Source organism: Streptomyces sp. 6N223 (assembly GCF_052246635.1).
GTDB lineage: Bacteria > Actinomycetota > Actinomycetes > Streptomycetales > Streptomycetaceae > Streptomyces.
Map to the genome: position 1 here is coordinate 35,497 of NZ_JBQQCA010000013.1, position 15,799 is coordinate 51,295.

The window sequence follows — 15,799 nt, forward strand, 5'->3', positions numbered from 1 at the left end:
CCTCAACCTGAACACGGGCGTTAAGGTTGCATGCATGGCGGAAGCGAAGACCGAACGGCCCGGGAAGCGGCGGGCCGATGCCGAGCGGAACATCGCCGCGATCATCGACGCCGCGCTGGACTGCTTCCGAGCCGACCCGCATGCCGGCATGGCCGCGATCGCCCGCGCCGCCGGCGTCAGCCGCGTCACCCTCTACACGCACTTCCCCACCCGGGAGGCGGTGCTCGACGCCGTCATCGACCGCGCCATGGCGCAGACCTCGGCCGTGCTGAACGCCGAGGACCTTCAGGCGCTGCCGGCCGACGAGGCCCTGGTGGCCCTGTCCCGAACCTCCTGGCGGATCCTCGACCGCCACCTGGGACTGTTCACCGCCGTGTCCACCACCCTGACGCCCGAGCAGCTGCGCGACCGCCACCACCGCGTCCTGACTCCGCTGCGCGGCCTGCTGGAGCGCGGCCAGGAGCAGGGCACGATCCGTGCCGACCTGCCCGCCGAGTGGCTGGTGAGTGTCTACTACCACCTCGTCCACGCCGCCGCCGCAGACGTCCAGGCCGGTCGGCTGCGCGCGGACGACGTCGCCGGCGTCCTGGCCGCCACGCTCCTGCCCGCCGTGCGACCCCCGCAGGGCTGACGGCCCTGTCGTGTAGGGACATCACTCGAAAGAGTGACAAGTTCTTAGCCATGGCTGCGAGGTGTCGGCCTGACCGAAATCGCTCCGTTTCCTGCGCGGGCACCTTATCTGTCCGTGTCCCGCAGGGATAACGAGCCGGTGGAGAAGATCGGTGCCAAGCGAGATCGGCATGATTCTAGCCCTTCACGGCGACCTATTCGATGGCCGAATCAATACGCCCGCGCAGCAAGTTCCGAGGCCTGAACTTCATTGACGACCTCTACCACACCCCTCGACCGCACGGTCGGCCGTGCCATCGACAAGGGAGTGCGCGATCTCGCCGAGAAGCTGCCTCACGTCGACGGGAGTGATACTGATCTGGGTGCCCCGCAGGATACCGTGGACGCTTCTGTCACTGAGGATTCCATAGCGGAGGCCGCCGATCAGGTCATGGCGGAGATCAACGAGGACATCAAGGAAATTATCAAGAAGATGCTCACCGAGAAGCTGTCGGGTGGCGCGTGAGAGCTGATCCGCTCAGACACACCAAAGCTCCCGGGTGTCACGGCACCCGGGAGCTTTGGTGTGTCGGTAGGCCGTGAGGCCTTGCCAACCTGTTGCGGGAGTAGGTCAGACACCCATGTCTTTTGGTGTGGTGCCGGGCATCGCGCGCCTCCAGCTTCTACTGCGACGAGGTCGTGTACAACAACGAGATTCCGGGGGCCATCGGGCGGTGCTTGCCGCGTTCTTCGACCTTGAGCTGCACGCACGGACGACGTGCACCGGGCCGTCACGGCCGTGCACCCTCGCTGCCCCGGGGCGGTGCCGGCCACTCCTCGGACAGGCCGAGACCGACCACGCTCTCCAGTGGCTCGCCGTGGCTGCGCCCCGGCTCCTCGCTGGTGAGGAACCAGCACTCGAAGTGGTCGTCGAGCACGCCCGTGGTGGACGGCAGGAAGCAGGTGAACAGCGGGTCGGCGGCGATGTCCAGGTCGTGCAGCGGCGCGGCCCGTGGCGCGTCGCCCACCGTCAGTCTCGCCTTGGCCCGGCCGCCGAACGCGACGTCGGCCGTGCCCTCGAAGTAGACGGTCGACCTCATCAGCATCCCGCGGAACGCGCAGTAGTTGGTGGCGCCCACGCGCAGGGGCAGGGCGGTCGGCGGCGGGCGGTCGATCTCGACGAACGTGCCGAGCCGTCCGCCGTCCTCGTAGCGGCTGGACACCACTCGGTCGGACACGCGGAAGTCAAGGCTCGCCTGGTGCTTGGGCATCCCCCAGATGCCCTTGCCGCCCTTGACCGAGACCTCGCTGCTCACCGGCAGGTCGAGCACGAACTGCCCGGTCCGGAACGTGCGCCGCAGCAGGCCGCCGAGCAGCGGCGGCGCCGGCCGGGGGCCGCGGGTGCAGGCGAGGGCGAGGGAGTACTCGATGTAGCGGCCGATGTCCGTGCGGGCGTAGTCGATCACCGTGACGATCAGCACCCCCCGGCCACCCGGCAGGGTCACCGGGTGCAGTTCACCGCCGGGCAGCAGGCGGGCCGCCGCGGCGCCGTCCACGGAGAACGCGGCCATCAGGGCGGGCGTGTCGGCCGAGTCGATCGGGAGCTCGAAGGGGATCCCGTCGACCAGCGCATGCCGTCCGGCGAGCCTGCGCTGCCGGCGGGGGACGGCCGAGGGCACGGCCGAGAACCCCAGCCGGACCAGGGGCAGGAGGGACTTCATCGGGCGAGCTCCTTCAGGATCAGAGGGAACACGTCGGCCGCGGCGCGGCGGCCGAAGAAGACGTCGAGGTGGCCGTAGCCGGGCAGCACGTGCAGCGAGTCCCGGCCGGGACGGTGGCGCTGGAGGAAGGCGAAGGTGCGCAGCTGGCTCTGCGGCAGGAAGCATCGGTTGTTCGCGCCGGCCAGCAGGGCGAACCGCGCGTCGGTGCGCGGCGCGGTGTCGGTGAAGGACGCCGGCAGCGTGCCGATGCCGTCCACCGGCACCACGTGGCCGGCGTGCACGCAGCGGGCCATCTGCGTGAAGAACGTCATCGGTACCTCGGCGAACTCGCCACGGATCCACTCGTGCGTCGCCTCGTCGAGGTTCGCGTGGGACCACAGGGCCGGCCAGCCCGCGCCGTAGGTGAAGCTGACCATCCGGCAGACCGCGTTGCGGCACTCCGGGTGCGTGGCCCGTACCATCCCGACCATCAGCCGCGACAGCGCGCCATCCGGCCGGTCACCCCAGGCGGGCGAGACGTGCGGCAGCACCCGGGCGACGAGCGGCGCGACGCCGCCCAGCTTGAACGTCGACAGCCGCGGCACGACGGGGTGCAGCGAGACCGCGTTGCTGACCACGGTCTCCACCCGCGGCAGCAGCCCCGCGACCATCGCCATCATGAACGACACCGAACCCTGGCAGTGCACCACCGCCCGCAGCCGGTCCGCGCCCGTCACGGCCAGCACGTGGTCCACCGCGGCCGGATGGTCGTACGCCGCGGCCTGGTCAAGCGTCCAGGGCACCGGGTCCAGGTCGATGGACGCCCGCCAGTTGAGCAGCCACACGTCCCAGCCGTCGTCGATGAGGGCGTCCACCAGGGTGCGTGGCAGCGGCGGCCGGAACAACTCGGCACGCACGCCGGCCCCGTGCACCACCAGCACCGGCCCCCGGGTCGGCGCGTGCCGGCCACGCACCCGCACCAGTGTCAGCGGCCGGCCGTCCAGCGCGGTGAGCGGGAGCACCTCGGTGACGTGGTCCTCGCGGGTGGTCGGCCGGACCGCGCGCCCGGCCCGCCGTGCGGCCGGCTGTGTGGCGGTCATCGCTCCTCCGCCTCCCCCGTCTCCTCCGTCTCCCCGGGCTCCCTGGAGATGACGACGGGCTCCTCGATCAGCCGGACCGCCGGCGGCCTCGCGGGCACCGGCCGCTTCCCGCCCGCCGGGTCGTCCCGCAGCTCCCAGTCACGGCAGACGGACTCCAGCACCAGCGGATAGAGCGTCAGATCGCCGTCCGGGCCGATGCGCATCCGCAGGAAGCCCTTGTGCTCCTCGATGGCCTGGCCCGACATCTGCCACTCGGCGACCATGCCGCCGCTCGCCGAGAGCAACCACAGCGCGAACGCCTCGGATCCCACGAACGCCCCGGCCAGCGCCGCCACCACCAGGCACACCACCAGGACCAGCCATCCGGGCCAGGCGTCGGGGAACGGCAGCAGCACCGTGACGGCGAGGATCGCGAGCGCCACGGCGATCTGCACCAGCGCGGCGCCGGCCGGTCCCGAGAGCCCCGGGCGCCGCCCGCGCGCCTGCCGGTCCGCCCAGCCGACCGCCAGCAGCGCCAGGACGGCGATCGGCGCGATGCCGGCGAAGCCGCCGAGATCTCCGGTGTCGGCGTTCCGCACCGCCTCGACGGGCCGGCGTACCCCCTCGGTCAGTGCGAACAGGAAGCCCGTGACGAGGAAGAGCACGGTGTGCACCCCGGCGGCGAGCTGCGCGAAGCCGGGGTTGCGCCGGGGCAGCCAGTGCCGCGACCACGGCAGCGCGATGTTCCTGGCCATCCGGCGGGACTCCCGCGCGTCCGGGTACGTCCGCTGCGCGCGGGCGAACGCCACCGGCGGGTCGTCCCGGTCACGGAGCCTGGCGCCCGCGGGCGGCAGCGGCAGGGTGGCCGGGAGCCGGTGGGTGGCCGCCAGATACGCGCCGCCCAGCCCACAGGTCACCATCTGCCGCCGTCGTGGATCGGGCGCCAGCCCTCTGGCGTCCGGGGGGTCGTCCGGCAGCCGCTCGGCGTAGCGCGCGTAGTGGTGCCGGTCGCCGGTCAGCCACAGCCGGATCGAGGCGTGCGTGGGCACCCGCTCCCCGGACTCCGGATCGATGCGGGTGCGCACCACGTTGCGGTCGAACCAGTGCAGCTGGTTGAAGGCGTCGGCGTCGTCCTCCGCGCTGGTCACCCAGGTGGGCTTGGCCGAGCACACGATCACGCCGTCACCCGGCCGCAGGTGCGCCGAGAGATGGGTCTCGAAGTAGCGGAGCTGGGGCTCGTCGATGTACGACCCGAGCTGGCTGTCCAGGCCGACCAGCCACCAGCGCTGCGGCAGCCGCACTCCGAAGTAGCTCCGGGTCTGCCGGGTCTGCCAGCCGCCGAGGGGCCGCCGCTGGGCGAAGATGCGCAGGAACGCCGTCAGCCCGTCGTACCAGTCGTGGTTGCCCGGCAGCGCCACCATCAGCGGCCTGTCGTCCGCGGCGGCGGCGGGCAGGGCGGCGCGGTAGACGCCCTTCATCCGGTCCTCGTACGCCGTGGCGGACGCCACCGGATACACCTCGTCCCCGCCGAGGACCAGCAGCGAGCCCCGCCCCAGCGGGCTCCCGGCCGTGCCCGGGCCCCGGGGCGTCAGCTCGGCCGCGGCCAGGGCCCAGGCCACGGAGCTGGTCGCGTCGAAGCCGTCGCCCAGGTCCGCGACGTAGTCGATCCAGGTCTCCGCCGCGTCCGGGTCGTCCAGCGGCGCCCGCAGCAGCTCGGCGTCCAGCGCGCCCTGGATCTCCCGCTTGTCGGCGTAGTCGGCGAAGACGGCGGCGAGCGCCACCTTGACCGCCGTTCGGGCCAGCTCCCGGGGCGCCAGCCAGCGGGCCTGCTCCTGCGGGGTGAAGCCGAGCTCGTCGGCGTGCCGCCGCAGCTCCCTGACCCTCACGCCGACTCCCGGGCCTCGGCTGCCCCGGTCCGGGCCTGAGACCGCGTCCGGGCCTGGGCCCGGGACGAGCGCGGGCCGTAGACGTCCCACAACTCACCCAGGAACAGCCGGCCGAAGCGCTCCATCGCCCGCACCGGGTGCGGGCCGCTCGTGCGGAAGGTCGTCAGCTGCTGCACGAAGTCCCGCACCAGGATGGTGAGCACGCCCGCGCCGAGCACGGGCGCCGCGTCGTCGTCCTGCGGCGACACGTGTCCGGCGAGCATACGGACATAGAGCGTCGAGGTGTCGCGCCACAGGTCGAGACCGGGGGCGTTGCGCACGTCCTTGTGACCGGCGAGGGTGAGGGGGTTGCCGCCCGCGTCGCGCAGGTGCAGCCGGTACGGCATGCGGCGCGCCGGGCCGCCGTCCTGGGCGGCACCGTCGCGGGTGAACAGGTTGAACCAGCCGCGCTCCACGGTCAGCCGTCCGCCCAGGACGTCGCAGTCCACGTGGCCCTCGGCCCGGGCCGGATGCGCGGGATCGGCGGCGAACCGCTCCACGTCGTCGGCGGTGATCGTCAACCGGAACGACAGGCGCTCCCCGCGTGACCTGCCGAGCGACCGTCCCTCCACGGGATCCTCGACGTCGAGCGCGAACCAGCCCTTCATCTCCTCCGTGAAGGACAGGCTGGTGGCCCGCCCGTCCGCGACCGAGACCCCCGCCACCTCCCGGACCGGCGCCCGCTCCGTGACGCCGCCCGCTCCCTCGGCCGTGCCCGCACCGGCTCCGACGGGCTCGGCGATCGCGGCACGCGGAGTGGCCCGTTCCTCCAGAATCCGGTCGCAGGCCCGGTCGGCGAACGCGGCGATCGTCAGCGACGGATTGGCGCCCACCGGCCCGGGGAGCGCCGCGCCGTCCAGCACGTACAGCCCAGGCAGCCCGAACACCTCCCCGAAGGAGTCGCAGACGCCCTCGCCGGGGTGCCGGCCCATCGGAGCGCCGCCCAGCGGATGCACGGTGACAACCCGCTTCGACCACCACAGCGGGTTGTCACGGAAGTCGGCGCCGAGCGCCTCCGCCAGGTCCCGCATGACGGACCTGGCACCCGCGAAGTAGCGGAGCGAGGTCTTCGTCGTCCAGTCGACGTCGAGGTAGCCCCGGCGCAGGCCCATCCTTCCGTCCGGCACGTCACGGCCCATGCCGAGCAGCGGCAGCGAGCTCTCCGAGAAGACGGCCGGCCCCAGCAGCGCGGCGAGGCGGCCGCTGATGTTGCTCCTGGGGCTGAACCCGAGCCGCGCGTGCAGCCGGTGGAGCCCGAAGAGCAGGCCGCGCCGCACGGTCCCCGGCACCTGCGTCGCCTCGGCGAGCCAGTCGACGAACACGGGATAGCCCGCGTCCTCGATGTAGAAGCCGCGCCCGGTGGATCCGTCCCCGTCCACCTCGTCCCCGACGCGCACGGCGGTGGTGATCACCGGCCCGGTGCTGCCGCGCAGCGACCGCGGCATCCGGCGCCGGCCGCCGGTGGCACCGGTCGCGTTGACCACCAGCCCCAGCAGGTCCCCGTTGCCGCAGAACCGCGTGCCGAGCGCCCGGCTGATGCCGCGCAGCGCGGCGCGGTTGCGCAGCAGCAGATAGGTCGAGCCGAAGGTGCCCGCCGCGAGGATCAGACGCCGGCAGGTGATCCGCCGCACCGGCAGCCGCCGGGTGTCGGTGCGGCGCCCCTCGCCGGCCGGTTCGTGCACGACGTAGCGCACCTCCCAGCCGCCGCCGGGCAGAGGCGCGAAACCACGCACCTCGCAGCGGGTGCGGATGTCCGCGCCATGGTGCGCGGCCGCCGACAGATAGGTGTGGTCGAGGGTGTTCTTGGACCCGAAGTTGCAGCCCACGTCACACTCGCCCGACAACCGGCAGGTCTCGCGCGGCAGGCCATGGATGTTGCCGTACTCCGGCTCCGGCACCGGCTCTCCCGGACGCGCCCCGAACGAGACGGCCAGCGGTGGCCGCGTCGCCCGCAGCCCGAGCTGCCCGGCGGCCTCCTCCATCGCCATCGTCTTGGGCGTGTCGGCGTAGGGGTACGGCGTCGCGCCGATCATCCCCTCCACCCGCTCGTAGTGCGGCTCCAGGTCGGCCCGGCTGATCGGCCAGTGCTCGTAGCCGCCGCCGGGCAACGGCGACTCGTGCACGAACCACCGCTCGTCCTTGCGCAGCAGCACGTTGGCGTAGATCAGCGAGCCACCGCCGAGGCCGCTCGCCACGACTCCCTCCAGGCCGCGGAAGGACCAGAGGTCGAACAGGCCGTGCATCCCCTCGCTGGGGTCCCAGAAGTTCCGGGCCATCGCCGCCGGCGTCCGCGGGAACCCGCCCGGCGGGTACGCCTTTCCCCGTTCGAGCACCACCACCGACCGCCCCCCTTCGGCCAGCCGGCAGGCCGTGACCGACCCCCCGAACCCCGAGCCGACCACGACCGCGTCAACCTCGGCTGACCCACGCACCGTCGCCACCTCGCCCTTCGCAGCAGACCGTTCCCCGTAGGGACATTTGCCATTAATGAGACGTTAGTCTCCCCGGTCACCCTCCGCCACAGGAGCGACGCAAGCCCCGAGACCCGCACGACGCCGGCGCGCTACCCCGGCCCGCCCACGCTTTCGGTGACATGCGAATACCGTGTGCCATCAGCGGAGCTTGTCGGCGCTAACAGCTCCAAGTAATCACAAATGATATGAGCCGGAGGCTCGGCCCCTGCTCCCGGCGGGTGAAATATCCCCGGGCCGGGCATCGATCGCTTCGCCGATACGGACCGGACAATGCGTGAATAAGCGCGTGAATATTCGAAGAAGCAAGTCGGCACGGCTGATCCAGCAGGGCTACAGGAGAGCCCGCAGGTGGCGAAGCCGCAAGGGAGTGTGGCACTATCCACTACTCACCGTGACCGTGGCTGGCGCACTGCTTGTGCTGTACCTCGCGGTCACCGCGGTGATCACCCTGGCGAAGGGGGCCGACAAGGACTTCTGGTCGCCCCTCGTGTGGATCGATGAAAAATGCAGCGTGAACGGCTTCTCCTGCGGCGTTCTCCAAACCCTCTTCATGCCCCTCCTCACCCTGGCGCTGGCCACGGTCGCGTACCTGCTCTTCCGGTTCAGCCGCGTGAGGCGGGCCTACCTGAACAGATCCCGTCGGGAGCCACGCCAACTCGTGGAAACCGCGGGAGACATTTTCGGCGAGGTGGTGGGCCGCGACGACCTGAGCCAGGTCCTCATGGAGGACCTGCGGCACAGGCGCTTCCGCCGCACCAACATCGTCGTCGGCGGCGTCGGCACGGGTAAGACCGCACTGGTCGTGCTGCTGGCGGAGAAACTCGCCCGCTGCGAGGCCGTTCCGGTGCCGCTGCGACTGCGCGATGCCCAGGACAGCCTGGACTTCCTTCAGCTGGCGTACGAGCGCTTCTCCCGCGAGGTCCAGCGCTACATCCGCTCCGATGCCGAGGCGGAAAAGGTGTGGCGGCGGCTGTGCCAGCAGGAACGAGTCGTCGTCCTGGCCGATGGACTTGAGGAGGCGCTGACCGGCGAACAGCTGGCGAAGGAACGCGACACCACGATCCGGCTGGCGATCCGCCGGGCCAACGACGCGCGGCTGCCGCTCCTCATCACCTCGCGGCCGCACGACGCGCTCCGGGGGATGGAGGCGTCTCTCACCGAGCTGGAGCCCCTGAGTGCGGAGGCGGCCCTCGAGTACATCTCCTCCGGCGACGAGCGGGAGGACCGGCAGCGGCTGGACTGGATCGTCGAGAAGGCCGGCATCGCACAGGCGCCCACCTATCTGCAGATCGCCAGGGAGCTCCACGAGGAGCGGCTGCTGGAACACGCCCTCGCCCAGCGCTCCGAGGACGGCGGCGTGGAGACCCGTGGCGGGGACCGGGCGGCGCTGCGCTTCCACCTGCTCGACACCTGGATCAACGCGATCATCAACGGGCGATGCCATCCCGAGCTGCCGCTCAGCCAGGAGATGCGGCAGGACACGATCCACTACCTGTCGGCGCTGGCCTGCGTCGGACTGGCGGCGGACTCCTCGGATGTGCGGTTCGCCGACGTCCTCGACGAGGAGGACCCCTCGCGGTCTCCCTATCCCGAGATCGTCACGGAACTGCAGAAGCGGGTCGGGAGCAACCGGCTCGACATCCGGCTGGCCGCGCACTGGGGAGCCCAGATGCGGCTGGTGGAACTCGGCGGGCACGGCGTCCGGTTCCAGCACAGCGTGATCCAGGCCCATCTCGGAGCCCGGTTCATGAACGCGGTCATCCATCCGGACGTGCCGGACACCCCCACCCGCGGCTCGTACTTCCCCGCGGCGCTGGAATATCCCGGGCGCGAGCTGCTGATCGCCATGGTGCTCTACTCCCGCACGCCGGAAGGCGCGTGCGTACACGAGGAGTACGGCGAGCACGGCGAGCACGGCGATCACGGGGAACGCGAGAACGCCGCCCGGGGCGGAGGGCCCTGGTGCCCGGTGGCCGCCACCCGCGACCTGCTGCTGAACGCCGCCGGCGGCCGTCCACAGCCGGCTCCGGGCTCCTCCGACGGAGGGGACGGAGACGCCGCGGCCCGGCCCGCCCGCGAGACCCGGACCCTCTTCGAACGCACGCTGCACACCAAGGCCCTGGAGCTGTACGCGGCGGCCCTGGAGATCGACTGCGCCGATGCGGAGCCGCAACAGCGCCTCATCGCCATGCGGCTGCTGACGGCGTGGCCGGACCTGCGGGCACGCGATCCGAACAGCCTCCGGGAGGCCAAGACGACGTTGGTCTCCCGCTTCGGCGAGGCGATGCACTGCGTCGCTCGCCGGCGGACACTGCGGCCCGCCTACCTGGAGCTCTTCCAGATCGCGTGCCAGGAACCGACGTACGCCGTCCGGGTCGCCATCGCGCAGGAGATCGGCGCCGGCGAGGATCTCGCCTTCGAGGCGCTGCAGCATTGCCTGCGCGGCCCCAGAGTCGTCCGGGACCAGTCGCCCGACCGAGAGGCCGACGAGGATCTGAGCCTGGAGATGTGGGGCGGCCAGCAGCCGGAGATCGTCTCGGAACAGCAGACCAGGCGACAGCGCCAGACGGAGGGCGGCGTGGCGCGAGCCAAGCGCGAACGGAGGGAAAGGCAGCAGCGGCGCGCGGAGGAGTGCCGCCGGGAGAGGGAGGAACGCGAGGCCGCGGAGCAGCGGTGGCGGGACAACACCATGTGCGCGTGGCTGGTCCCGCTGCTGGTGGGCTCGGTGACCACCCGCCGCCACCGGGACACCCCCTACGGCTTCCTTGAGAGCTGGGTGGGGCGGGTGGGCGCGCCGGAGCAGGACGACCGGCCCGGTCTCGACCTCTCCGTGGAGGTGGCCCTGGCTCAGGGCTTCAAGTACGCCGCCAACCGCCGCCCCCGCCATCCGCACGCCTGCCCGGAGGCCCGCGAGTACCTCAGCGAACAGGCATGGGACATGCTCAAGCGCACCCGGTTCTGGTTCACTCGCCTCACGCTGCTGCATGCGCTGACCCTGTACGAACTGTGCGACGACGTCGAAGCGAACGGCGCTTCGGGCAGCCGCGGCTCCGACCCCGGCGAACAGGTCCGCCAGTGGCTCGCCCTCCCCGACGGGGAGACGCAGCATCCCTTCGTGGACGCCGCCGCCGAGCTGTGCGTCTGGGCGCTGCGGACCGGGCAGCCCGAACGGTTCCTGTGGATCGACGAGTCGGGTGTCGCCGCCCAGATCGGGTCGCAGACCACCCCGTTCGGTGAACAGCGCAAGCACAACCTGTGGGTTCCGCCATCCACCGGCTGGAGCGCCCTGCATCCACGCGCCCAGCAGCTTCTCGCCGACGTGCTCCTGCTGCTCAACCTGGCCGAACGCGACGACTGGCCCGAGAGCCGGCTCCGGCGCCTCCAGCTCACCGGCCGCCCGGATCTGCCTCCGTGCCTGACCAGGGACCGAGCCCCCCTCGACCCGGGCCGCACCGTCGTGCGCACGGCGGCCTCGCAAGCGGGCTCCAACTGCCTTGACGGCTGCGCCTTCGAACTGTGCCCCTACCCGCCCAAGGGGCTCGACGGGTATCGGGCCGAGCTGAGCGAGGCGTTCTGCCGGGCCCAGACGACCCTGCTGTCGCGGTCCCGCTTCCCCGTCAGGCCCCAGACCAGGTGGCAGCGGAACACGAATCTCGCCGAACTCAGAACGTTCTGGGAGCGGATGGGCCGACGAGCACAGAGCAGTTCCCGCCCCGAACGGCGCCCGAGAGCCGGCAGGTAGCCCTGCTCGTCCACCATCAGAGCGCCAGCGCGGCGATCGACTCCCACGCGGCGGACTCCCCCGTGCGCGGGGAACACCTCCCATGCCGTTCCCTTTGCATTGCTCGGGTGACCACCCCCGCACGAGCGGGCATGGTCCCAAGGCGGAGGGAGGCCATTGTCGGCGTCGGGGGAATCGTGACCCAGCCTGGTCGCGCTGGGTTCTCACCCTTGTCGCACCATTCCTTCATCCTCCGTTGCGGTCACCGGGGTCAGCCTCCCGCCCGGCCCGGCCCCTTGGCGGCGCAGGCAACAGGAGGGCGCCATGGCGCGTAGTCCGCAGGAGATCACCCGGGATGTCGTCGCCTACATGGACGCGCCCTTGCGTGAGGCCACGGCGATGCTCACCGAGCCGGTGCGGACCATCGTCGGGTACTACTTCGGATGGGTCGAGGCCGACGGCCGTCCGGCCACCCCTGTCGGCGTCCGCCGACGTCCGGCGACCCTGGTGCTGCTGAGCACCGGGAGCGAGGAGGCCGCGTGGCAGCGCGCCCGCAACGCGGCCACCGCGATGACGTTCATGGAGGCCGCGACCATCGTCCACGACGACATCCAGGACAACGACACGCTCCGCAACGGCCGCCCGTCCGTCTGGGCCGCCTTCGGCCGGCCGGCCGCGCTTCAGGCGGGCGTGGCCATGCTCGCCCTGAGCTTCGAACTCCTGGCCCGCGAGCCCGCGCCCATCGCCGCCGAGGCGATCCGCTGGAACTCCTTCGCCGCGCGCGAAGCCTGCTCCGGGCAGATCCGCGACATGCGCGAGGCAGCCGATCCCCGCATCAGCCTCCAGCAGTCGCTCGCTACCAGAGAGGGCAACTCCGGCAAGCAGATCGCCGCTCTCCCTGCCGTCGGCGCCTTGTGCCGGGGCGCCTCGCCCGCCGAGGTGGAAGCCGCGTACGCCTTCGGCTACCACGCGGGGACGGCCCTGGCCGTGTACGACGCCTGGGAGGGAACCTGGGGCAGCGCGCGCGGCGCGCTGGAGGAAGGCATGGCGGACCTGCGGCAGCGCAAGATGCTGCCGTACGTCGCGTTCGCCCTCCAGACCCAGGGCCCGGCCAGGGACCGCCTCGCCGCCATCTACGCGGCCGCCGAGGAACCGCAGCCCTCCCAGCTGCCGCACATCCGCGCGCTGATCGAGGCGTGCGGCGGCCGCTCCTGGCTCGTCGACCAGATACGACAGCACGTCCACGACGCGCGAGACGCCCTGGCCACGGCCCTTCCCGACCCCACCGCCCGGGCAGAACTCGCCGCCTGGCTGGACGCCCTCACCGGCGAGCCGTCATGACTCGACCCCTGGTGCCGCACCGGCCGGGCACCCGACTCGGCTCCTGTCATGGATGACGCGGCGCTGACCGACGGTGAGACAGATGTCCCCACCACGGAGACCGCGATGGCCGTCGCCCTGGCTGAGGGATCGTGTCTCCGCCCGCGAATCCGGCCCGCTCCGTGGCCGATGGGCGACGCGCTCCGTTTCCGCGGCCAACCTGCGGCCAGGCCGATGACGTGCCGCCACAGGGTCTGGGCCGCCTGGGGGTCGACGCCTGCGGTGCAGCCGCGACCGCGGGTACAGCTGGCGCCGGAGCGGCCTTGCGACCTCGTGCATGGTTGGCGGCAGCGCGTTCGGCCGTGATCGTTGATCATGGTGCGGTGGTTCGGGGAGCGTGTGCGGCGATCGTGGCCAGCGGCGGACAGGGCCGGTGGGAGGTGGCCTCTGAACTTGTCGCGCGTGACGATGAAGCGGTTCGTGTCCGTCATCCCCATCCTTCGGTCACAGGGTCCAGGGCACCAGGACCAACGTGCTCCAGGCGAGTACCGGGCCGAGGCCGACGATTCCGAAGGTGTAGCCGATGACCTGGCGGTAGAAGCGCTCCCGGTCCACGCCTCTGGCGTTGCTGAGCACCAGCGCGCCGTTGGTGGAGAACGGTGAGGTGTCCACGATCGTCGTCGAGATCGCCAGCGCCGCGATCAGCCCGGCGGGGCTCAGGTGGCTGGAGAGCAGCAACGGCACCGCGATCGGGATGATCGCGGTCAGGATCGCCGTGGACGACGCGAAGGCCGACGTCACCGCCACGGTGAAGCACAGCAGCAGGGCCACGATCAGGGGCGCGCCGACGTTCGCGGCGTGCTCGGAGATCAACTCGATGGTGCCGGCGTGCTCCAGCATGGCGACGTAGGTCATCATGCCGGCGACGAGCAGGATCGTGGACCAGCCGATGCCCTCGACGGCCTTTTCCTGGTTCTTCATGTCGACCAGTGCCAGCACCGCGCCGGCGGCCAGCGCGAGGAATCCGATCTGCAGGTCGAAGACGAGTGCGCCGACCACGAGGACGACCAGCGCGCACAGGGTGAGCGCCTGCCGCCACGTCACGCCGGTCAGGCGGTCCTCGGCGGGCTCGGGGTCCGCCGCCGCGTCCTCGTCCGTGGAGACATCGGCGGCGACCAGGGCGCGGCCGCCCGTTCTGTGGCGCAGCAGCGCGAAGGTCAGCACGGACAGCAGCAGGTTGAAGCCGAAGCTGGCGAAGAACAGCGTGGGCGCCGACACCGAGAGCGAGGTGCCCTCAACCATGTCGAGGACGAGCGCCCCCGACACGGCGATCGGCGAGAACGCGCCCGCGTGCGCCCCGCTGATCACCATCATGCCCATCATCAGCGGATTCAGCGTGTACCGGTAGGCGAAGTTCATTCCTATCGGCGCCAGGATGGCGACCGCCGCGGGGGTGAAGGTGCCGAATGCGGTCAGCACCGCTGCCACGACGAAGAGCACCCACGGGATGAGTGCGACCTTGCCGCGTACCAGCCGCACTCCGGCGGCGACCAGGAGGTCGATCGTGCCGTTGCGTCGTGCGATCGAGAAGAGGTAGGTGACACCCACGATCGTCACGAACAGGTTCACGGGGAATCCCGCGAAGATCTCGTCCTCGGTCATGCCGAGCGCCGACGTGCCGACCACGAAGGTGGCGACGAACGCGAGAATTCCGATATTGATCGGCAGCAGCGTGCCGACCAGAAACATGACGAAGAGCGCGACGATGGATATGACTTCAGCAGACATCGTTGTCCTTGGGGATGGAAAGAGAAAAGGAGGATATGTCAGGCCGGGGTGGGAAGAGCAGGCTCCGGCACCAAGATCTCGGCCTCGCACAGGATGCGTGCGGCGCGACGCACGGTGACCCGGTGGGGCCCCGAGGCATCGATGTCCGTGCAGGTGACCTGGACGACACCGGCGGGTGTGCCGATGCGCAGCTGGGATGGCTGGGACAGCGGGGGGTCGGCTGTCGCCGTGGATACCGTCCGCACCACGGATCCCTCGAGCAGGTTCGCCGTGGCGATCGCGACCGCCGAGGTGAGGCCGATCGCCGGGTGCGGATCGTTCATCGAGAGCATGCGCACCGAGATGTCGTAGTCGGTCGCGGCGATGTGATCCCCGGTCGTGCTGACGTACGGCACCGGCGCGCCGACGAGGCCGGCCTTCGGCACGGCGTCGTCCGGTGCCTGGCCGGGCCGCAGCAGGCCCATGCGGGGCGCGGCGGCGTGGCGCACCGCGCGCAGCCATCCGGCGTCGGCGCGCAGGGCGGCGAGCGGCTCCACGCCGGTGCGGCCCGCCGCGGCCGCGTCGATGAGGACCACGGGTGCCCCGGCGTCGAGCATGCTGACGCGCACGGTCTCCCCGCCGACGCCGACCGGCAGGTCGTCGACCGTGGAGCCGGTGGGCAGGAGCGACCCGGTCGACCGCCCGGCGGGGTCGAGGAAGGTGAGTGCGACGGCGACGCCGCCCGACCGCGTGCCCGGCACGGTTTGCGTGCCGAACTCGTGCACGACGCCGCCGGTGGTGTCGACGGCGGCCTCCAGGACGTCACCGGTGTTGGTGTTGCGCAGGACGACCCGGGTGAGGTCGCCGGTGATCGGGACCAGTCCCCTGGTCACGGCCCACAGGGCGATCGCCGTGGCGCAGTTGCCGCAGTTGCTGCCCCACTCGACCCTTCCGACGCCGATGCCGACCTGGCCGAAGAGGTACTCGACATCGATGCCGGCCTCGGCGCACGGCCTGACGACCGCGGCCTTCGACGTGGTCGGCGTCGCGCCGCCGATCCCGTCCAGGTGCACGGGGTCGGTGGCGCCGTAGGCGTCGACGAGCAGCCGCTCGATGCCGTCGAGCGTCGGGGGGACGTGCTCGTGGCCGAACAGCCAGCACTTGCTGGTGCCGCCGCGCACCAGGGTTCCGGGAATGCGCACTT

General features: G+C 71.6%; 10 protein-coding genes. 4 read left to right on the top strand and 6 right to left on the bottom strand.

The genetic code is table 11. The annotated features are described in order from the left end of the window. Nucleotides 1-34: 34 nt before the first annotated feature. Both ACTWQH_RS10980 and ACTWQH_RS10985 read left to right on the top strand, forming a co-directional pair. Nucleotides 35-631, top strand: coding sequence for a TetR/AcrR family transcriptional regulator (locus tag ACTWQH_RS10980; protein WP_443286246.1), 597 nt, complete (start codon nt 35-37; stop codon nt 629-631). Nucleotides 632-880: 249 nt separating this feature from the next. Beyond that, nucleotides 881-1,135 carry a hypothetical protein gene (locus tag ACTWQH_RS10985; protein WP_443286247.1) on the top strand — a complete coding sequence of 85 codons (255 nt, stop codon included), beginning with the start codon at nt 881-883 and terminating at the stop codon, nt 1,133-1,135. 265 nt (nt 1,136-1,400) lie between these two features. Here the strand turns inward: ACTWQH_RS10985 and ACTWQH_RS10990 are convergent, their stop codons facing one another. Genes ACTWQH_RS10990 through ACTWQH_RS11005 form a run of 4 tightly spaced genes read right to left on the bottom strand, consistent with a single transcriptional unit; the run spans nt 1,401 to nt 7,745 of the window. Next, nucleotides 1,401-2,330 (bottom strand): acetoacetate decarboxylase family protein, encoded by a 930-nt coding sequence (locus ACTWQH_RS10990; RefSeq protein ID WP_443286248.1) that lies wholly within the window; start codon nt 2,328-2,330, stop codon nt 1,401-1,403. Further along, nucleotides 2,327-3,409, bottom strand: coding sequence for an esterase/lipase family protein (locus tag ACTWQH_RS10995; protein WP_443286249.1), 1,083 nt, complete (start codon nt 3,407-3,409; stop codon nt 2,327-2,329). The genes ACTWQH_RS10990 and ACTWQH_RS10995 overlap by 4 nt, the downstream gene beginning before the upstream one ends. Further along, nucleotides 3,406-5,274 carry a hypothetical protein gene (locus tag ACTWQH_RS11000; protein WP_443286250.1) on the bottom strand — a complete coding sequence of 623 codons (1,869 nt, stop codon included), beginning with the start codon at nt 5,272-5,274 and terminating at the stop codon, nt 3,406-3,408. The genes ACTWQH_RS10995 and ACTWQH_RS11000 overlap by 4 nt, the downstream gene beginning before the upstream one ends. Continuing rightward, the gene (locus tag ACTWQH_RS11005; RefSeq protein ID WP_443286251.1) at nt 5,271-7,745 is read right to left on the bottom strand and encodes a GMC oxidoreductase; all 2,475 of its coding nucleotides are present in this window, start codon (nt 7,743-7,745) and stop codon (nt 5,271-5,273) included. Before ACTWQH_RS11005 ends, ACTWQH_RS11000 begins: the two co-directional genes overlap by 4 nt. 433 nt (nt 7,746-8,178) lie before the next feature. Here ACTWQH_RS11005 and ACTWQH_RS11010 point away from each other — a divergent pair, with 433 nt between their 5' ends. Both ACTWQH_RS11010 and ACTWQH_RS11015 read left to right on the top strand, forming a co-directional pair. Beyond that, nucleotides 8,179-11,529, top strand: coding sequence for an NACHT domain-containing protein (locus ACTWQH_RS11010; protein ID WP_443286252.1), 3,351 nt, complete (start codon nt 8,179-8,181; stop codon nt 11,527-11,529). A 303-nt stretch (nt 11,530-11,832) separates the two neighbouring features. Next, on the top strand, nt 11,833-12,849 hold the full coding sequence (locus ACTWQH_RS11015; protein ID WP_443286253.1) for a polyprenyl synthetase family protein: 1,017 nt from the start codon (nt 11,833-11,835) through the stop codon (nt 12,847-12,849). Between the two features lie 483 nt (nt 12,850-13,332). Here the strand turns inward: ACTWQH_RS11015 and ACTWQH_RS11020 are convergent, their stop codons facing one another. Both ACTWQH_RS11020 and ACTWQH_RS11025 read right to left on the bottom strand, forming a co-directional pair. Continuing rightward, nucleotides 13,333-14,616, bottom strand: coding sequence for an SLC13 family permease (locus ACTWQH_RS11020; RefSeq protein ID WP_443286254.1), 1,284 nt, complete (start codon nt 14,614-14,616; stop codon nt 13,333-13,335). A gap of 38 nt (nt 14,617-14,654) precedes the next feature. Then, entirely contained in the window at nt 14,655-15,797 is a 1,143-nt protein-coding gene (locus tag ACTWQH_RS11025) for a PrpF domain-containing protein (RefSeq protein WP_443286255.1), read from the bottom strand. Between the last annotated feature and the right edge of the window lie 2 nt (nt 15,798-15,799).

Bases quoted from the DNA above. Each gene is read 5' to 3' on its own strand.
- ACTWQH_RS10980 (WP_443286246.1), top strand. From the start codon at position 35: ATGGCGGAAGCGAAGACCGAACGGCCCGGGAAGCGGCGGGCCGATGCC.
- ACTWQH_RS10990 (WP_443286248.1), bottom strand. From the start codon at position 2,330: ATGAAGTCCCTCCTGCCCCTGGTCCGGCTGGGGTTCTCGGCCGTGCCC.
- ACTWQH_RS10995 (WP_443286249.1), bottom strand. From the start codon at position 3,409: ATGACCGCCACACAGCCGGCCGCACGGCGGGCCGGGCGCGCGGTCCGG.
- ACTWQH_RS11015 (WP_443286253.1), top strand. From the start codon at position 11,833: ATGGCGCGTAGTCCGCAGGAGATCACCCGGGATGTCGTCGCCTACATG.
- ACTWQH_RS11020 (WP_443286254.1), bottom strand. From the start codon at position 14,616: ATGTCTGCTGAAGTCATATCCATCGTCGCGCTCTTCGTCATGTTTCTG.